The 18324-nt window shown below is 64.3% G+C and carries 19 protein-coding genes; 11 read left to right on the top strand and 8 right to left on the bottom strand.

Annotated elements, in window-relative coordinates; translation table 11 throughout:
* Positions 1–100: 100 nt before the first annotated feature.
* The 3 genes from rpmG to trxB form a co-directional block, all read right to left on the bottom strand.
* Positions 101–271, bottom strand: coding sequence for a 50S ribosomal protein L33 (gene rpmG / locus ACSQ3D_RS01375; RefSeq protein WP_007859760.1), 171 nt, complete (start codon positions 269–271; stop codon positions 101–103).
* Between the two features lie 11 nt (positions 272–282).
* Positions 283–516: a 50S ribosomal protein L28 gene (gene rpmB, locus ACSQ3D_RS01370; protein WP_010463481.1), complete on the bottom strand. Its 234-nt coding sequence runs from the start codon at positions 514–516 to the stop codon at positions 283–285.
* A 239-nt stretch (positions 517–755) separates the two neighbouring features.
* Positions 756–1709: a thioredoxin-disulfide reductase gene (gene trxB, locus ACSQ3D_RS01365; RefSeq protein ID WP_056416041.1), complete on the bottom strand. Its 954-nt coding sequence runs from the start codon at positions 1707–1709 to the stop codon at positions 756–758.
* A gap of 230 nt (positions 1710–1939) precedes the next feature.
* On the opposite strand from trxB, the gene ACSQ3D_RS01360 reads away from it, so the two are divergent.
* A complete protein-coding gene (locus tag ACSQ3D_RS01360) occupies positions 1940–2617 on the top strand; it encodes a Crp/Fnr family transcriptional regulator (RefSeq protein WP_436125661.1) in 678 nt (225 codons plus the stop codon).
* Position 2618: 1 nt separating this feature from the next.
* Here ACSQ3D_RS01360 and ACSQ3D_RS01355 read toward each other — a convergent pair whose 3' ends face one another.
* Positions 2619–4628 carry an O-linked N-acetylglucosamine transferase family protein gene (locus tag ACSQ3D_RS01355; protein ID WP_436125660.1) on the bottom strand — a complete coding sequence of 670 codons (2010 nt, stop codon included), beginning with the start codon at positions 4626–4628 and terminating at the stop codon, positions 2619–2621.
* A 230-nt stretch (positions 4629–4858) separates the two neighbouring features.
* Between ACSQ3D_RS01355 and ACSQ3D_RS01350 the strand changes: the two genes are divergently transcribed.
* Both ACSQ3D_RS01350 and lolA read left to right on the top strand, forming a co-directional pair.
* Positions 4859–7198: a DNA translocase FtsK gene (locus ACSQ3D_RS01350; protein WP_436125659.1), complete on the top strand. Its 2340-nt coding sequence runs from the start codon at positions 4859–4861 to the stop codon at positions 7196–7198.
* Between the two features lie 47 nt (positions 7199–7245).
* A complete protein-coding gene (gene lolA, locus ACSQ3D_RS01345; protein WP_056416049.1) occupies positions 7246–7878 on the top strand; it encodes an outer membrane lipoprotein chaperone LolA in 633 nt (210 codons plus the stop codon).
* Between the two features lie 131 nt (positions 7879–8009).
* Here lolA and ACSQ3D_RS01340 read toward each other — a convergent pair whose 3' ends face one another.
* A complete protein-coding gene (locus ACSQ3D_RS01340; protein WP_436125658.1) occupies positions 8010–8369 on the bottom strand; it encodes a DUF1304 domain-containing protein in 360 nt (119 codons plus the stop codon).
* Positions 8370–8586: 217 nt separating this feature from the next.
* Here ACSQ3D_RS01340 and ACSQ3D_RS01335 point away from each other — a divergent pair, with 217 nt between their 5' ends.
* The 5 genes from ACSQ3D_RS01335 to ACSQ3D_RS01315 all read left to right on the top strand — a co-directional run bounded on the left by ACSQ3D_RS01335 (position 8587) and on the right by ACSQ3D_RS01315 (position 13805).
* Positions 8587–9918, top strand: a complete 1332-nt coding sequence (locus tag ACSQ3D_RS01335; protein WP_436125657.1) for a replication-associated recombination protein A — start codon at positions 8587–8589, stop codon at positions 9916–9918.
* A 313-nt stretch (positions 9919–10231) separates the two neighbouring features.
* Positions 10232–11161, top strand: a complete 930-nt coding sequence (locus ACSQ3D_RS01330) for a branched-chain amino acid ABC transporter permease (protein ID WP_056416055.1) — start codon at positions 10232–10234, stop codon at positions 11159–11161.
* A 13-nt stretch (positions 11162–11174) separates the two neighbouring features.
* Positions 11175–12251, top strand: coding sequence for an ABC transporter permease subunit (locus ACSQ3D_RS01325; RefSeq protein ID WP_056416393.1), 1077 nt, complete (start codon positions 11175–11177; stop codon positions 12249–12251).
* Between the two features lie 25 nt (positions 12252–12276).
* Positions 12277–13059: an ABC transporter ATP-binding protein gene (locus ACSQ3D_RS01320; protein WP_056416057.1), complete on the top strand. Its 783-nt coding sequence runs from the start codon at positions 12277–12279 to the stop codon at positions 13057–13059.
* Positions 13060–13076: 17 nt separating this feature from the next.
* Positions 13077–13805, top strand: a complete 729-nt coding sequence (locus tag ACSQ3D_RS01315; protein WP_056416060.1) for an ABC transporter ATP-binding protein — start codon at positions 13077–13079, stop codon at positions 13803–13805.
* Positions 13806–14024: 219 nt separating this feature from the next.
* Here ACSQ3D_RS01315 and ACSQ3D_RS01310 read toward each other — a convergent pair whose 3' ends face one another.
* Positions 14025–14672, bottom strand: coding sequence for a porin family protein (locus tag ACSQ3D_RS01310; RefSeq protein WP_436125656.1), 648 nt, complete (start codon positions 14670–14672; stop codon positions 14025–14027).
* Between the two features lie 410 nt (positions 14673–15082).
* Between ACSQ3D_RS01310 and ACSQ3D_RS01305 the strand changes: the two genes are divergently transcribed.
* Together ACSQ3D_RS01305 and ACSQ3D_RS01300 are read left to right on the top strand one after the other, a co-directional pair.
* Positions 15083–15730, top strand: coding sequence for a DUF47 domain-containing protein (locus tag ACSQ3D_RS01305; RefSeq protein WP_056161892.1), 648 nt, complete (start codon positions 15083–15085; stop codon positions 15728–15730).
* A 19-nt stretch (positions 15731–15749) separates the two neighbouring features.
* A complete protein-coding gene (locus ACSQ3D_RS01300) occupies positions 15750–16760 on the top strand; it encodes an inorganic phosphate transporter (RefSeq protein WP_056416066.1) in 1011 nt (336 codons plus the stop codon).
* A gap of 160 nt (positions 16761–16920) precedes the next feature.
* Here the strand turns inward: ACSQ3D_RS01300 and ACSQ3D_RS01295 are convergent, their stop codons facing one another.
* The gene (locus ACSQ3D_RS01295; RefSeq protein ID WP_056416396.1) at positions 16921–17367 is read right to left on the bottom strand and encodes a TM2 domain-containing protein; all 447 of its coding nucleotides are present in this window, start codon (positions 17365–17367) and stop codon (positions 16921–16923) included.
* A gap of 11 nt (positions 17368–17378) precedes the next feature.
* Entirely contained in the window at positions 17379–17900 is a 522-nt protein-coding gene (locus ACSQ3D_RS01290; protein ID WP_056416069.1) for a GNAT family N-acetyltransferase, read from the bottom strand.
* Positions 17901–18044: 144 nt separating this feature from the next.
* Here ACSQ3D_RS01290 and rpsP point away from each other — a divergent pair, with 144 nt between their 5' ends.
* Positions 18045–18296: a 30S ribosomal protein S16 gene (gene rpsP / locus ACSQ3D_RS01285; RefSeq protein WP_010463504.1), complete on the top strand. Its 252-nt coding sequence runs from the start codon at positions 18045–18047 to the stop codon at positions 18294–18296.
* Positions 18297–18324 lie beyond the last annotated feature (28 nt).

Here is an 18324-nt window from a genome sequence, read left to right as displayed (position 1 = left end):
AGGGGGCAGGGCCCACCACCAGACCGCATGTTGCAGGCGGCGAAGCGGCCATAAAAAAACCGCCCTGAAAAGGGCGGTTTTTTTTAGGGATCCAGCCGAATTACTTCAGCTTGATTTCCTTGTACTCGACGTGCTTGCGAGCCTTGGGATCAAATTTCATGATCAGCATCTTCTCGGGCATCGTCTTCTTGTTCTTGGTCGTGGTGTAGAAGTGACCGGTACCCGCAGTGGATTCCAGCTTGATCTTGTCGCGTCCGCCTTTGCTTGCCATGGTGCTTCTCCTTAGGCTTGACCACGTGCGCGCAGGTCTGCGAGCACCGAGTCGATACCGTTCTTGTCGATCAAACGCAGGGCAGCGCTCGAAACGCGCAGGCGAACCCAGCGGTTTTCGGTCTCGACCCAGAAACGGCGGTATTGCAGGTTCGGCAGGAACCGGCGCTTGGTTTTGTTGTTGGCGTGGGAAACATTGTTCCCCGTCATGGGCTTCTTGCCCGTTACGTCGCAGACGCGTGCCATGAGGACACTCCGATACTTTTTAACGGCCGTTTGCGGGCGCCCTGGGCAATCCTTGCCGAGGGCTCGCTGGCGGCCTCACCTCGCCAGAAAGGGTGGCGGTAACCCGATTTTGCTGCCCGAACTGCCGCGCGAAGGCGTAGCTGAATTCAGCAAAGCCACGGATTATAGCCTGAAGCCCGGTTTCTGTCGCCTGGCGCGCAATCCAGGCAAAAAAGCCCCGCCGGGAGGCGGGGGCCCGATCAGCCTTCCTGTTCGAGGAAGCGCTGGGCGTCGAGGGCGGCCATGCAGCCCGTGCCGGCGCTGGTGATGGCCTGGCGGTACACATGGTCCTGCACGTCGCCCGCGGCAAACACCCCCGGCACGCTGGTCTGCGTGGCAAACCCCTTGAGGCCGCCCTGGGTGATGATGTAGCCGTTTTCCATCTGCAGCTGGCCCTGGAAGATCTCGGTGTTGGGCGCGTGGCCGATGGCGATGAAGCAGCCCTGCAGCTGGATGTCCTCGGTGCTGCCGTCCTTGGTGCTCTTGATGCGGATGCCGGTCACGCCGGTCTGGTCGCCGAGCACTTCGTCCAGGGTGTTGAAGAGCTTGAGCTCGATCTTGCCGGCGGCGACCTTCTCGTTGAGCTTGTCCACCAGGATGGGCTCAGCCTTGAACTTGTCGCGGCGGTGCACCAGGGTGACCTTGCGGGCAATGTTCGAGAGGTACAGCGCCTCTTCGACAGCGGTATTGCCGCCGCCGACCACGCAGACGTCCTGCTCGCGGTAGAAGAAGCCGTCGCAGGTGGCGCAGCCGGACACGCCCTTGCCCATGAAGGCTTCTTCCGACGGCAGGCCCAGGTACTTGGCCGATGCACCCGTGGCCAGGATCAGCGCGTCGCAGGTGTAGGTGCCGCTGTCGCCCGTGAGGGTGAAGGGGCGCTGGCTGAAATCGACCTTGTTGATGTGGTCGAAGATCACCTGGGTCTTGAAGCGCTCTGCGTGCTCCAGAAAGCGCTGCATCAGCTCGGGGCCCTGCACACCGTGCACGTCGGCAGGCCAGTTGTCCACCTCGGTCGTGGTCATCAGCTGGCCGCCCTGGGCCATGCCGGTGATCAGCACCGGATTCAGGTTGGCGCGCGCCGCATAGACGGCTGCCGTGTAGCCTGCAGGCCCGGAGCCGAGAATCAGAACTTTCGCGTGTTGGGTGGTGGACATGGTAAAAGCCTGTGTTTTGCGCCCGCTACACGGGGCGCTGTTGGGGAAAGCTGGGGGATGGGGCGCCAAGTATCAACCGCTCGGGGTCTCCGCACGCCGCTCCAAATTCAATCACGGCGATTGTAAGAACCGATGGATGTCCCGTTGCGGAGCCGGTGCAAGCGCACCCTGTGCGCCAGGTCTTCACGGGTCCGTGAAAGTGCATGCCACATCGAGAGGAGAAGCTTTTTATGTCGACGATGCTGTCCAACCTGGACCTCCTGCGCCGGGTGCCCCTGTTCTCGCTGCTCACCGTGACGCAGGCCGAGGTGATCAGCGGTGCGGTCATCAAGCGCCGCTTCAAGCGCGGTGAGACCCTGGTCGAGCAGGGGCACAAGTCCGACGCGCTGTTCATCCTGCTCACCGGGCGCGCCCGGGTCATGACCTCCGACAGCCGCGGCCGCGAGGTGATCCTGGCCACCCTGTCGCAGGGCGACTACCTGGGCGAGATGAGCATCATCGACAACGAGCCCCACTCGGCCACCGTGCGCGCCGAGGTGCAGACCGACGTGCTGATGCTCGGCCGCACCGAGTTTGCCCGCTGCCTCACCGAGAACGCCTCGATGTCGCTGGTGGTCATGCGTGGCCTGGTCAAGCGCCTGCGCCACGCCGACCGCAAGATCGAGTCGCTGGCCCTGCTGGACGTGTACGGCCGCGTGGCCCACGCGCTCCTCGATTTCGCCACGCCCGATGCCCAGGGCCAGCTGATCATCAAGGACAAGATCTCTCGCCAGGACCTGGCCAAGATGGTGGGCGCCTCCCGCGAGATGGTCAGCCGCGTGATGAAAGACCTGGAAGAGCGCGGCTTCATCGAGGCGCAGCCCGGCGGCGCGACGCTGCTCAAGGACCGGTTGAACGCGCTGGGGTGAGTCAGGCCTCAAGGCCGCCGTTCTTCTTGTGGTCCCACATGCCCCAGAAAGCGTCTTCAAGGTTCCGAGCAAAACGGGGCGCATCGAAGATGGGTGATGCCAGGGCCTTGCTGCGCAATTCCTGCCGCAAAGTCGCCAAAGAGGGCACATCCTGGGCGAGCCGTATGGCGCGGGCGACATAGTCTTCCTGATCGGTGGCAATCCAATCCGCAAGTCCTGCGTTCGTCAGCAATCCTGCGCCTTGCCTGGCGAGAAAGTGGTCTCCACCCAGGGTCATAACGGGCACGCCCATCCATAGGCTCTCTGCCGTGGTAGTACCGCCAGGGAATGGAAACGGGTCCAGGCAGAAATCCACCAGGTGATAGGTGTGAAGGTATGCACTCCGGTCGGCAGGCTCTTTCAGAATCAATCGGTCCGCTTGTACACCATGGGTGGCGAACCGGCGGGTCAGCGCTTGCCTCATATCGACCGAACCCAACTGCTTGGCTTGCAGGAGCAATCGGCTTTGCGGGACATTGCCCAGAATTCGGCTCCACGATGCGATGACGCTGTCATTGAGCTTGAGCAGATTGCTGGTGCTGCCGAATGTCACGAAGCCCTGCGTCAGCGCGGGCAGGGGATTGACCTGGACCGTTTCTCTCGGCGGTGTAAAGCACAGGCGCGTGTCGGGCAGGCGCCATATGGTTTCGGTGAAATGGCTTTCGTACTCGCGCGGCAGGCTGATGGCATCTGCGATCAGATAGTCCATCTCCCGCACGCCGGTGGTCGCGAAATATCCCAGCCATGTGGTTTGCACGGGGGCGAGGCGATGGGCGAACAAAGGCAGCCGGTTTCCTGCCGTGTGGCCCGATAGGTCGAGCACCAGATGCAGGCCGAGGCTGCGGACCTTTGCCGCCGCTTCTGCATCAGGCATGCCGGCCAGCGAATGCCACTCCAAAAATGCTGGGCGGATACGCCGCGTGAGGTCGTCTTCAAAGCTCTGAGTGCTCAGCGCAACCAGTTCAATCCGGGGGGAGCCGAGGTTGGCAAGAATGCCTTCCAGAAAATGGCCTACCGGGTGATTGCGCAGATCGGCTGATACCAGCCCGACACGCAGGACCTTCGGGGAAGGGTCTCCCGTCCAGTCCTGTGCCAGTGCCACCGCCCGGGCCTTACGCCAAGCGGTGTGCCCAAAGGCCTTGGCGTGCTCAAGGTTCTCTGACTGACGCTGCAAGGGCAGGTAGCTCAGCGTGAAAAGCAGGTTGCTATGGATGTCGGTGTTGTCAGGCTCGATGCGCAGCGCCTCCTGGTATGCGCGCACCGCTGCGTCCAGATCACCACGGGCCTTGAGTACTTGGGCCCATAGGGCATGGGCTTGTGCCATGTCGGGTGCAAGGCCTATGGCTTTGCGGGCTGCGTTTTCCGCGTCATCCAGCAACTCCAACTCCAGCAGCACATCGCCACGGTTGTAGTGCAGCGCTGCATTGTCAGGATCAATGGCCAGGGCACGGTCGTAGAGAGCCAGTGCCTCTTGGTGGCGACGTCCATCCTGCAGGACGTAGGCGAGGTTGCTCAGCGTTTCGATGTGATCGGGCGTCAGGTCCAGAGCCCTGCGGAAGCTGCGTTCGGCCAAGTCCAGCTTGCCGGTCTCGTGCTGCATGTTGCCCAGATGGAAGAAGCCATGGGGGAGATCAGGCTTGAGCTTCAGCGCACGGTGGTAGTGGCGGGCTGCTTCTTCAGACTGGCCCAGGTCCCGCAGAGCGTTGGCCAGATTGAAGTGCGCCGTCGGATCCGCGGGGTGGATGTCGGCTACTTTTTTCAGGCAGGGCAGGGCTTTGGCATCCTCGCGGCGGGCGCGATGGATGGCCCCCAAAATCCCCCACCCCAGCGCGTGCCTGGGAAACTTCGTGGTCACGGCCTCTGCTTTCAAGAACGCGGCCTGCAAGTCGCCCTCTTGATAAGCGTGCAGCAACGTCTGGATCTCGATGGGGGTGGGCGCGGCAGCGGCGCGTGCGAAGAGATTGATGGCCATTGCGGAATACGGGTGACTTGGGTGCGCCCACCAAGTGCTGGCTCAGGGGTATGAGCGGCCGAGGGCGCGAATGGTACAGCCTGACATTATCTGACCGGGTTGGCATTGCTGTGCCCTTGTCCGGCAACGCCTGTGGCGTCGCGAAAATTGTTGTCAACAGCACGCATTGCGGCACAGCCCCGCAAAACAAGCTAGCCCGATGCTTGCGTTAAGCTGTGCCCCGCAAGCATATGACCTATTCCCTCAATACCCTGAACGCATCGTCCGCGGCCAAGTCGCCGCCACGCACGGGCGCCGCCCGTTTCGGCCATGAGATCGGCCTGATGGTGGGCCTGCTGGCCCTGGTTTTCTGGCTGCTGGCGCTGGTGAGCTACTCCGCGCAGGACGCGGCTTTTTCCAATTCCGGCGCGCGGGACGTCCGCATGGTGGCCAACTGGGCGGGCCGGTTTGGCGCCTGGCTGGCCGATGGCAGCTACTTCGCGCTCGGCTTCTCCGTATGGTGGTGCGTGGCGGCGGGCGTGCGCGCCTGGCTGTCGTCGCTGGCGCGCTGGATGCGCGGCGGCGAGCAGGTGCCGGGTGCCGCCAGCCCCATGCAGCGCCGTGTGCTGTTCTGGGGCGGCCTGGTGCTGCTGATGTGCGCCAGCACTGCGCTGGAGTGGTCGCGCCTGTACCGTTTTGAATCCCTGCTGCCGGGTGGGCATGCCGGTGGGGTGCTGGGCTATGTGACCGGTCCTGCCAGCGTGAAGTGGCTGGGCTACACCGGCTCGGCCCTGCTGTCGATCGTGCTGGCGGTGCTGGGTGCGGCGCTGGTGTTTCGCTTTTCTTGGGGGCATGTGGCCGAGGTGCTGGGTTCGCGCATCGATTCGTTGGTGCAGTCGCGCCTGGCCAAGCGCGAGGTCGCCAAGGACGTGGCGGTGGGGCGCAAGGCGGCCCGCGAGCGCGCCGTGGTAGTGCTGGAAGAGCGCACCGAGAGCGAGGTGCACCACCCTGAGCCCATCCAGATCATCGAGCCCGTTCTGGTGGAGGTGCCGCAAAGCACCCGGGTGGTGAAAGAGCGCCAGAAGCCCCTGTTCACCGAGATGCCCGACAGCAAGCTGCCGCTGGTGGACCTGCTCGACGGCCCCCAGCAGCGCCAGGAAACCGTGGCGCCCGAGACGCTGGAGATGACCAGCCGCCTCATCGAGAAAAAGCTCAAGGACTTTGGCGTGGAGGTGCGCGTGGTGGCGGCCATGCCCGGCCCGGTGATCACGCGCTACGAGATCGAGCCCGCCACGGGTGTGAAGGGCTCGCAGATCGTGGGCCTGGCCAAGGACCTGGCGCGCTCGCTGAGCCTGGTGTCCATCCGCGTGGTGGAGACCATCCCGGGCAAGAACTTCATGGCGCTGGAGCTGCCCAACGCCAAACGCCAGTCGATCCGCCTGTCCGAGATTCTCGGCTCGCAGGTCTACCACGAGGCCAAGAGCATGCTCACCATGGGCCTGGGCAAGGATATCGTGGGCAACCCGGTGGTGGCAGACCTCGCCAAGATGCCGCACGTGCTGGTGGCAGGGACGACCGGTTCGGGCAAGTCGGTGGGTATCAACGCGATGATCCTGTCGCTCTTGTACAAGGCCGAGGCGCGCGACGTGCGCCTGCTGATGATCGACCCCAAGATGCTGGAAATGTCGGTCTACGAAGGCATCCCGCACCTGCTGGCGCCCGTGGTGACCGACATGAAGCAGGCGGCGCACGGCCTGAACTGGTGCGTGGCAGAGATGGAGCGGCGCTACAAGCTCATGTCGAAGCTGGGCGTGCGCAACCTGGCGGGCTACAACGTCAAGATCGACGAGGCCAAGGCGCGCGAGGAGTTCATCTACAACCCCTTCAGCCTGACGCCCGAGGAGCCCGAGCCGCTGCAGCGCCTGCCGCACATCGTGGTCATCATCGACGAGCTGGCCGACCTGATGATGGTGGTAGGCAAGAAGATCGAAGAGCTGATCGCCCGGCTGGCGCAAAAGGCGCGGGCGGCCGGCATCCACCTGATCCTGGCCACCCAGCGCCCCAGCGTGGATGTGATCACGGGCCTGATCAAGGCCAACATTCCGACCCGTATCGCGTTCTCGGTCGGTTCCAAGATCGACAGCCGCACCATCCTCGACCAGATGGGCGCCGAAGCCCTGCTGGGCATGGGCGACATGCTCTACATGGCCAGCGGCACGGGCCTGCCGATCCGGGTGCACGGCGCCTTCGTGTCGGACGAGGAAGTACACCGTGTCGTCAGCTACCTCAAGCAGCAAGGGGAGCCGGACTACATAGAAGGCGTGCTGGAAGGCGGAACTGTGGACGGTGACGGTGATCTGTCAGGAGAGGGCGGCAGTGGCGATGGGGGCGAGAAGGACCCCATGTACGACCAGGCCGTCGAAGTGGTGCTCAAGGACCGCAAGGCGAGCATCTCGTACGTGCAGCGCAAGCTGCGCATCGGCTACAACCGCTCGGCGCGGCTGCTGGAAGACATGGAAAAAGCCGGTCTCGTCAGTGGGCTCACCGCCAGCGGCCAGCGCGAAGTGCTGGTGCCCAACCGCAGCGAATGAATGGCAGGCCCGGCGCAAAGCGGGCCTGCACCTCCCAGGAGTTATTGTTGAAAAAGATCGCTACTGCAATTTTGATAGCTGCTGCCGCAAGCGCAGCGAGCGCCGACGGCCTGAAGAACCTGGAGTCGTTCATGAAGGGCAGCCAGACGGGCAAGGCCGATTTCACGCAGACCGTGACGTCGCCGCCCAAGGATGGCCAGGCCGCCCGCACCAAGCAGTCGAGCGGCAGCTTCGAGTTCCAGCGCCCGAACCGCTTCAAGTTCGTCTACAAGAAGCCTTTCGAGCAGACCATCGTGGCCGACGGGCAGACACTGTGGCTCTATGACGTGGACCTGAACCAGGTCACGCAGCGTGCCCAGGCGCAGGCGCTGGGCACCACGCCCGCGGCGCTGCTGGCGTCGGCGCCGGATTTGTCGGCGCTCAAGGCCGAGTTCACGCTGGAAAACGCCCCGGACCAGGACGGCCTGCAGTGGGTGCTGGCCACGCCCAAGTCCAAGGACGGCCAGCTCAAGAGTGTGCGCGTGGGCTTTGCCAGCGAGCAACTGGCGGCCCTGGACATCCTGGACAGCTTCGGTCAGCGCTCGCTGATCCGCTTCAACGGCATGCAGGCCAATGCGGCCCTGCCAGCGGGCACATTCCAGTTCAAGCCACCCGCTGGGGCGGATGTGGTGAAGCAGTAACTCTTTGCGCCCTGGGTGCTATCGAAATAGTAGCTGCTGGGGCGCATTGGCAAAGCGGTAGCGCCTTTTTTTGGCAGGATTTGAGTGAGTTGGTGCTTGCCGGTGCCGAACCCGCGGGCCCGGCAGACAGGTCAGGCCAACAGCAGCAGAGCCAGGCCGATGGCCGCAGGCACCGACTGGATGAACAGAATCTTGCGGCTGGCGGTGGCGGCGCCGTACAGCCCGGCGATCAGCACGCACAGCAGGAAGAACACCTTCACGCCCAGCCCGGCGGCATCGCCCAGGTACAGGCCCCAGAACAACCCCGCCGCCAGAAAGCCGTTGTACAGGCCCTGGTTGGCCGCGAGCACCTTGGTGGCTGCGGCCTGTTCACGCGATTGGCCGAAGGCCTTGCGGCCAGCGGGTTTGTCCCACAGGAACATCTCGAGCACGAGGATGTAGACGTGCAGGACGCCGATCAGACCGACGACGATATTGGCGGCAAGGGACATGGTGGACAGGCTCCGGATAGGGGGTGTGGACCGAGGCCCAGATACTAGACGCTGCCGCCGCGCGGTGTCTGTCACCTTGGGTCGTCGAGCTGCGCGCACCCCTGACACAGCCGCTTGCCAGGTGCTGTTGTGGCGGCCGGCCGGTCAGGCTGAAGCCGACGTGCCGCGCATGCCCGCTCTGACGATTGGGCAGGGTGGGATGTGTTGGAATTGGTGTATGACCGTCGCGACCTCTTCGTCCCCCATGCACCAGCCCCTGGCCGAACGCCTGCGCCCGCGCACCCTGGGCGATGTCATCGGCCAGCAGCATGTGCTGGGCTCCGGCATGCCGCTGCGGCTGGCGTTCGAGTCGGGCCGGCCGCACAGCTGCATCCTTTGGGGGCCGCCGGGCGTGGGCAAGACCACCATCGCGCGTCTCATGGCCGATGCCTTCGATGCGCAGTTCATCAGCATCAGTGCGGTGCTGGGCGGGGTCAAGGACATCCGCGAAGCGGTGGAACGGGCCGAACTGGCGCGCGACGGACTGATGCAGCAGCGCACCATCGTGTTCGTCGACGAAGTGCACCGCTTCAACAAAAGCCAGCAGGATGCCTTTCTGCCGCACGTCGAGTCCGGCCTCTTCACCTTCATCGGCGCCACTACCGAGAACCCGTCTTTTGAAGTCAACTCCGCACTGCTGTCGCGAGCCGCCGTGTACGTGCTGCAGCCCTTGTCGGAAGACGATCTGAAGAAAATCGTGGCCCTGGCGCAGGCGGAGCAAGCGCTACCAGCTATCGAAAATGTAGCAATCGATCGCCTGGTGGCCTACGCCGACGGCGACGCGCGCCGGCTGCTCAACACCCTGGAGACGCTGGCCATGGCGGCCACGCAAGAGAAGCTCACCGAGATCACCGACGCCTGGCTGCTCAAGGTGTTGGGCGAGCGCATGCGCCGCTACGACAAGGGCGGCGAGCAGTTCTACGACACCATCAGCGCGCTGCACAAGTCCGTGCGGGGCTCGGACCCCGACGCGGCGCTGTACTGGCTGGTGCGCATGCTCGATGGCGGCGCCGACCCGCGCTACATGGCCCGCCGCCTGGTGCGCATGGCCAGCGAGGACATCGGCCTGGCGGACCCGCGTGCGCTGCGACTGGCGCTCGATGCTGCCGAAGTGTATGAACGCCTGGGCACGCCCGAGGGCGAGCTGGCGCTGGCCGAATGCGTGGTGTACCTGGCCGTGGCGCCCAAGTCCAACGCGGTCTACAAGGCCTACAACGCCGCCCGCGCCTGGGTGAAGAAGGACGGCACCCGCCCGGTGCCCATGCACCTGCGCAATGCACCGACCAAGCTCATGAAAGAGCTCGATTACGGCAAGGGCTACCGCTACGCGCACGACGAGGAGGGCGGCTTCGCCGCGGGCGAAAACTACCTGCCCGAGGGCATGCCCGAGCCCGGTTTCTACCAGCCGGTGGAGCGCGGGCTCGAAATCAAGATTGCACAGAAACTGCGTGCGCTGCGCGACCGCAATGCCTCGGCCGATGCGTCAGGCGGGATGGACGACGACGCCTGATGCAGTGCAGCACGGCACTTTATGCCGGGTTATGCTGATTTTGCATTGCGCCGGTAATAAGTTTGCACATCAATATTCCTGCTTGCATCATCTAGGCTTATGAATCGCGTTCCGCGCTGATGGGGCCTAAACCCGAGGGAAAACCCCGCCCGGCTTGGTGGGGGCCGCTTGTGACTACTCGCTACAATCCCGTCCACAAACCCGCACAGCTGCATTTCTGGCGGGTTTTTTGCTAGATGGCAGTCGGGCCCACAAGGCTGTACCGATTCCGGTGCCAAAGCGGTGGGTACGTCACAAACGAAGGACTTCTCTTATGGACATTTTGCTGCAACAGATCATCAACGGTCTGGTTCTCGGCAGCATGTACGCCTTGATAGCCTTGGGCTACACCATGGTGTACGGCATTATTCAACTGATCAATTTCGCCCACGGCGAAGTGCTGATGATCGGTGCACTCACCAGCTGGAGCTGTATAGGGATGATGCAGGGCGCCATGCCCGGCGCCCCTGGCTGGGTCATCCTGCTGCTGGCCACGGTCATTGCGTGCGTGGTGGCTGCCACGCTGAACTTCACGATCGAAAAGGTTGCCTACCGCCCGCTGCGCAGCAGCCCGCGCCTGGCCCCCCTGATCACCGCCATCGGCATGTCGATCCTGCTGCAGACGCTGGCGATGATCATCTGGAAGCCCAACTACAAGCCCTACCCCACGCTGCTGCCCAGCTCGCCGTTCCAGATCGGTGGCGCGTTCATCACCCCCACGCAGATCCTCATCCTGGGCGTGACGGCAGTGTCCCTGGCGTCTCTGGTCTACCTGGTGAACCACACCAACCTGGGCCGCGCGATGCGCGCCACCGCTGAGAACCCCCGCGTGGCTTCCCTTATGGGCGTCAAGCCCGACATGGTGATTTCTGCCACCTTCATCATCGGCGCCATCCTGGCGGCCATCGCCGGCATCATGTATGCGTCCAACTACGGCACGGCGCAGCACACCATGGGCTTCCTGCCAGGGCTCAAGGCCTTCACGGCGGCCGTGTTCGGCGGCATCGGCAACCTGGCCGGCGCAGTGGTGGGCGGCATCTTGCTGGGCCTCATCGAAGCCATCGGCTCGGGCTACATCGGCACGCTCACGGGCGGCCTGCTGGGCAGCCATTACACCGACATCTTTGCGTTCATCGTGCTCATCATCATCCTGACGCTGCGCCCTTCGGGCCTGCTGGGTGAGCGTGTGGCGGACCGAGCCTGAGGAGCACCACACCATGAAGAACACCAAGACCCACTGGATCCTCGGCGCGATCGCGCTGCTGGTGCTGCCGCTGATCCTGCAATTCTTCGGCAACGCCTGGGTGCGCATTGCCGACCTGGCACTGCTGTACGTGATGCTGGCCCTGGGCCTGAACATCGTCGTCGGCTACGCCGGCCTGCTCGACCTGGGCTACGTCGCCTTCTACGCCGTGGGCGCCTATCTGTTCGCGCTGATGGCGTCGCCGCACCTGGCCGATACCTTCGCCGCCTTCGCTGCGATGTTCCCGAACGGGCTGCACACCTCGCTGTGGCTGGTCATACCGGTGGCGGCATTGCTGGCGGCGTTCTTCGGGGCGCTTTTAGGGGCGCCCACGCTGAAGCTGCGCGGTGACTACCTGGCCATCGTGACGCTGGGCTTCGGCGAAATCATCCGCATCTTCCTGAACAACCTGGACCACCCCGTCAACCTGACCAACGGCCCCAAGGGCCTGGGCCAGATCGATTCGGTCAAGATCTTCGGCCTGGACCTGGGCAAGCGGCTGGAGGTGTTCGGCTTCGACATCAACTCCGTCACCCTGTACTACTACCTGTTCCTGGTGCTGGTGGTGATCTCGGTGATCATCTGCTACCGCCTGCAGGACTCGCGCGTCGGCCGCGCCTGGATGGCCATCCGCGAAGACGAAATCGCCGCCAAGGCCATGGGCATCAACACCCGCAACATGAAGCTGCTGGCGTTTGCCATGGGCGCATCGTTCGGCGGCGTGTCGGGAGCGATGTTCGGTGCCTTCCAGGGCTTCGTCTCGCCCGAGTCGTTCAGCCTGATGGAGTCGGTCATGATCGTCGCCATGGTGGTGCTGGGCGGTATCGGCCACATCCCCGGCGTGATCCTGGGTGCGGTGCTGCTGTCGGCGCTGCCCGAGGTGCTGCGCTACGTCGCCGGCCCGCTGCAGGCCATGACGGACGGCCGTCTGGACTCGGCCATCCTGCGCCAGCTGCTGATCGCCCTGGCCATGATCATCATCATGCTGCTGCGCCCCCGCGGCCTGTGGCCTTCGCCCGAGCACGGCAAGAGCCTGACGCAGAAGACCTGAAGCCGAACACCACCGAAAGTTAGCAATGACAGAGAAATCCAACGAAGTGGTGCTGAAGGTCGCCGGTATCTCCAAGCGGTTCGGCGGCCTGCAGGCCCTGTCCGATGTGGGCATCACCATCCAGCGCGGCCAGGTCTATGGCCTGATCGGCCCCAACGGCGCCGGCAAGACCACGTTCTTCAACGTGATCACCGGCCTGTACACCCCCGACGCGGGCACGTTCGAGCTGGCCGGCAAGCCCTACGAGCCCACGGCGGTGCATGAAGTGGCCAAGGCGGGCATCGCCCGCACGTTCCAGAACATCCGCCTGTTCGCTGAAATGACCGCGCTGGAGAACGTGATGGTGGGCCGCCACATCCGCACCAAGTCCGGCCTGGTGGGCGCGGTGTTCCGCACCAAGGGCTTCAAGGAAGAAGAAGCCGCCATCCGCCGTCGCGCGCAGGAATTGCTGGACTACGTGGGCATCGGCAAGTTCGCCGACTACAAGGCGCGCACCCTGAGCTACGGCGACCAGCGCCGCCTGGAGATCGCCCGCGCCCTGGCCACCGACCCCCAGCTCATCGCGCTGGACGAGCCCGCCGCCGGCATGAACGCCACCGAGAAGGTGCAGCTGCGCGAACTCATCGACCGCATCCGCAATGACAACCGCACCATCTTGCTCATCGAGCACGACGTGAAGCTGGTCATGGGCTTGTGCGACCGCGTGACGGTGCTCGACTACGGCAAGCAGATTGCCGAAGGCAACCCTGCCGAAGTGCAGAAGAACGAAAAAGTGATCGAGGCCTATCTGGGCACCGGCGGGCACTGAAGGACAGGACACAACAAATGGCCGACAAATCCAACAAAGTTTTATTGCAGGTCAAGGGCCTGAAGGTGGCCTACGGCGGTATCCAGGCCGTCAAGGGCGTGGACTTCGAAGTGCGTGAGGGCGAACTGGTGTCGCTCATCGGCTCCAACGGCGCCGGCAAGACCACCACCATGAAGTCCATCACCGGCACCCTGGGCATGAACGATGGCGACATCGAGTACCTGGGCAAGAGCATCAAGGGCAAGGGCGCCTGGGACCTCGTCAAGGAAGGCCTCGTGATGGTGCCGGAAGGCCGCGGCGTGTTCGCACGCATGACCATCACCGAGAACCTGCAGATGGGCGCCTACATCCGCAAGGACAAGGCGGGCATCCTGGCCGACATCGAGAAGATGTTCACCATCTTCCCACGCCTGCGCGAGCGCAAGGACCAGTTGGCCGGCACCATGTCCGGCGGCGAGCAGCAGATGCTGGCCATGGGCCGCGCGCTGATGAGCCAGCCCAAGGTGCTGCTGCTGGATGAGCCCTCCATGGGGTTGTCGCCCATCATGGTGGACAAGATCTTCGAAGTGGTGCGTGACGTGTACGCGCTGGGCGTGACCATCGTGCTGGTGGAGCAGAACGCCAGCCGCGCGCTGGCGATCGCCGACCGCGGCTACGTGATGGAATCGGGCCTCATCACCATGACCGGCCCCGGCCAGGCGCTGCTCAACGATCCGAAGGTGCGCGCTGCCTATCTGGGCGAGTGACCTGAAGGGGTGGCCCGGGCGCGAGACGGCGCGGGCTGGTCCATGCACACGCCAACAAAAAAGCGCGGCTTTCGAGCCGCGCTTTTTCTTTGGTCAGCCTGTGGGCTGGGGGGCGGGGGCCGGGCGATCGCCGCGCCATCCCCCATTGCGCCACCGCAGGCTACGCGCCCGCATCACCCGCATCACCCGCATCACGCGCATCTGCCTGCGTCAGCGACTTCAGAAGCGGTACTGCAGGCCCACGGTCGTCAGGTTGACCGAATCGTCGCCGTCCGAGAACTTGAACTTGTGGCGCTCCCACTCCACCACCGCCGCCCATTGCGGTGTGAAGGCCCAGCGCGCGCCCAGGCCGTACGACAGGCCGAACCCGTCTTCCTTGCCCAGCGCCACGCCCGTCGAGGCCTGCCCGGAGGTGCGTGTGCGGCCGTACGTGGTGCCCAGTTTGCCGAACACGTCGAACTGCTCGCCCAGCGGAGCGCGGCCCACCAGGCTCAGGTTGAACCCGTGGGCCTTGGTGTCACCGCCCAGGCGGTGCGCGGTGCCGGCGTTCAGGTAGCCCAGTTCCACGCCGAGATTGCGGTGAAAGAACCCGCCCGCGTAGATCTTGTAGGCGTTGCCAGAATCGTCCTGGCTCAGCCCGAGGCCCGCAGGGCCGTTGCTCAGGCTGTAGTTGGAGCGGCCCCCGTTGATGCCGATGTAGCCATCCTGGGTGTAGGGCAGCACCGAGCCGCGGCCGTTGCCCCAGCCCGACGATGCCGCGCTGGACGACGAAGACGAAGGTGCGCTGGTCTGGGCCTGCGCGCTGAACGCGGTGCAGGCGGCAAGGGCCAGCGCCAGCGGAACATGGCGAAAGAGAGGTGTGCTCATGAAGAATGTCCTTGCTGAAATCGAGGGTCGGTTCGTGGGCGCCACAGCAGTGCCGGTGGCCGGCCGCCTGGGCGAGAACCCAATCTAAGTCCATGCGAGCCGCAGGCTGTGGGATCGCGTGGCGCACATTTGTAGGAGCGGACCGACCATCCATGCGCTGCCGCCCATGGGGCATGTCTGGATTGCTATTGATTCGATAGCTGGAGCCGATTGTGCAGAGCGCGGCAGGCCGTCAATGGATTCATATTGCTGCGCGCGTGGCCCGTGCGCGGGTTCTGGTGGCCGCTGCCCGGTCTGCGCGGCTGGGGCCGGGCGAGGGCGGGCGGTTAAACTCGCAGAGTCACCAAAAAGTCATGCCACTGTCATGGCTTTGTCTCTTTCAAAAAACCGATCCCCCTGCAGGAGTTCCCATGCTGTTTGCCAAGCTGTTGCCACGCGAAGGCAATTTTTTCGAGATGTTCAACCAGCATGCGGACCGGATCGTCGAGGCGGCGCGGGCATTTTCGCAACTGGTGGCCAATTACAACGACCCGCACCTGCGCGACAAGTACAACCAGGATGTGGACAACGCCGAGCGCGCCGCCGACCGTGTGACGCACGAGGTGAACAAGTCCATCCACAAGACCTTCATCACCCCCATCGACCGTGAGCAGATCCACACACTCATCAACACGATGGACGACGTGGCCGACCTGATCCAGGACTCCGCCGAGACCATGGCGCTGTACGACGTGCGCCACATGACGGAAGAGATCACGCGCCTGACCGACCTGAGCCTCAAGTGCTGCGAGCGTGTGCGCGACGCGGTCAAGCTGCTGGAGAAGATCGCCGACCCCGCCGTGGCCGAGGCCGCGCTCAAGACCTGCGAAGAGATCGACAAGCTCGAATCCGACGCCGACCGCGTGATGCGCAGCGCCATGAGCAAGCTGTTCCGCGAGGAGCCCGATGTGCGCGAGGTGATCAAGCTCAAGGCCATCTACGAGCTGCTGGAGACCATCACCGACAAGTGCGAGGACGTGGCCAACTGCATCGAGGGCATCGTCCTCGAGAACTCCTGAACCCGGCGGGCTGACCAGCATGGAAACCGTACAGACGGCCCTCTGGGTTGTGGTTCTGCTCGTGGCGCTGGCGATCCTGTTCGACTTCATGAACGGGTTCCACGACGCTGCCAACTCGATCGCCACCGTGGTCTCCACGGGTGTGCTCAAGCCCGCGCAGGCGGTGCTGTTCGCGGCGTTCTTCAACTTCGTCGCGATCTTCATCTTCCACCTGAGCGTGGCGGCCACCGTGGGCAAGGGCATCGTCCAGCCCGGCGTGGTCGACACGCACGTGGTGTTCGGCGCGCTCGTGGGCGCCATCACCTGGAACGTGATCACCTGGTACTACGGCATCCCCAGCAGCTCCTCGCATGCGCTCATCGGCGGCATCGTGGGCGCGGTGATCGCCAAGGCCGGCGCCAGTGCGCTCATCTCCGGCGGCATTCTGAAGACCGTGGCATTCATCTTCGTGTCGCCCCTGCTGGGCTTTGCGCTGGGCTCGCTCATGATGGTGGCCGTGGCCTGGATCTTCCGGCGCACGCGGCCCAGCAAGGTGGACAAGTGGTTCCGCCGGCTGCAGTTGGTGTCTGCTGGCGCCTACAGCCTGGGCCACGGCGGCAACGATGCGCAAAAGACCATCGGCATCATCTGGCTGCTGCTGATCGCCACCGGGTATTCGTCGGCCAGCGATGCGTCGCCGCCCACCTGGACCATCGTGAGCTGCTACGTGGCCATCGGCCTCGGGACCATGTTCGGTGGCTGGCGCATCGTCAAGACCATGGGCCAGAAGATCACCAAGCTCAAGCCCGTGGGCGGCTTCTGCGCGGAGACGGGCGGGGCGATCACGCTGTTCCTGGCGACCACGCTGGGCATTCCGGTGTCCACCACCCACACCATCACCGGTGCCATCGTGGGTGTGGGCTCCACGCAGCGCGCGAGCGCCGTGCGCTGGGGCGTGGCGGGCAACATCATCTGGGCCTGGGTGCTCACCATCCCGGCCAGTGCCTTCGTGGCGGCCGTGGCCTACTGGATCAGCCTGCAGATCTTTTGATCGGTGATCTATGTGATCGGTTTAAGGTGCTGCGCTACTGAATTGGTAGCAAGAGACCAAGTCTGATTCAGCGAAAACGCCCCGCGGGATGCAAGTCCCGCGGGGCGTTTGGCTTGGTGGGGCGCGCAGTGCGCTCAATGCGCTCAGCGCTCTGGCCCGGTCACTGCGATATCTTGCGGGCTTCCTCGATCTGGTACTCGAAGTAGCGCTGAAAGCTGAACGCCAGGCTCGCCATCAGCACCGCAGTGCCCACCATCAGCGCAACGATGATGGCGCCGATGGTGATCCATTGCGTCTGGCCCGCTGGCGCATCGGGCGCGGCTGCCGGGTTGTAGCGTGCGTTCCAGGCCTCGGGCGTCTTGAGCGCGAATAGGATGGCCTGCAGCGCGCAGCCCGCGATGGTGAAGCCCAGCAGCGGGATCAGCATCCAGCTCGTGTGGTCGTCCTGGCCCATCTGCTGCACGCGCTGGATGCCGTAGATGCCCAGGGCCGTGGGAATGGGCAGCAGCCAGCCGATGAGGTCGCCCAGCCCATGCAGGTAAAAGCGGTGCAGGCCCAGGGGCCCGCCGAGAAAGGCGAGCCAGGCCGCCGCAGTCTTGTTTTTCATGCGGGCCATTGTCATTCCGGCGACGTGGTGTCGCCCGCGCCCAGGGATTTTTCCATCAGCACGATGTCGCGCCAGGCGCCGAACTTCCAGCCCACCGAGCGCATGACGCCCACCTCGGTGAAGCCCAGCGCGCGGTGCACGCCGATGGAGCCAGCGTTGGCCGAGTCGCCGATCACGGCCAGCAGCTTGCGCACGCCGGCGGCTTCTGCCTGCGCTGCCAGCTCTCCCAGCAGCTGGCGGCCCAGGCCCATGCCCCGCGCGTCTTCAGCGATGTAGATCGAGTCTTCTGCCGAGAACCGGTAGGCCGGGCGGGGCTTGAACCAGTTGGCGTAGGCAAAGCCCAACACCTGTCCGTCCTGCTCGGCCACCAGCCAGGGCAACCCCTTGGCCAGCACGTCTGCTCGGCGGCCTGTCATGTCGGCTTCGGAGGGGGGGTCGATCTCGAAAGTGCCGGTTCCGTGGAGCACGTGGTGTCGGTAAATGGCGGTGATCGCGGGCAGGTCGCTGTCGGCACTGGGACGAATGGTGGGCATTTGGGAAGAAGTGGATATAATCGCGGGCTTTGCAGCGTGTCGCTGGCCGGGTGGCCATGTCGCGTGTCTCAAGCGTTGCGAATATGGTTGCGAACACAGTGGCTTGCGGCAAATGCCGGAAGTTCACCACCCGAAGGATAAATCATGGTCGTCATTCGACTCTCCCGCGGCGGCTCCAAAGGCCGTCCTTTCTTCAATATCGTCGTTGCTGACAAGCGCGTGCGCCGTGACGGCCGCTTCATCGAGCGCATCGGCTTCTACAACCCCACCGCCAAGGAAACCGAAGAAGGCCTGCGCATCGTGCAAGACCGCCTGACGTACTGGCAGAGCGTGGGCGCCCAGTCCTCGCCTACCGTGGACCGCCTGATCAAGCAAGCCGCCAAGAAGGCTGCTTAAAGCTCCCTGAAAAGGGCGGGTTCCGTTC

Source organism: Acidovorax sp. LjRoot117 (genome assembly GCF_964252695.1).
GTDB lineage: Bacteria > Pseudomonadota > Gammaproteobacteria > Burkholderiales > Burkholderiaceae_C > Acidovorax.
The sequence above is the reverse complement of the archived record's forward strand: the minus strand, read 5'-3'. Positions and strand labels throughout refer to the sequence as shown.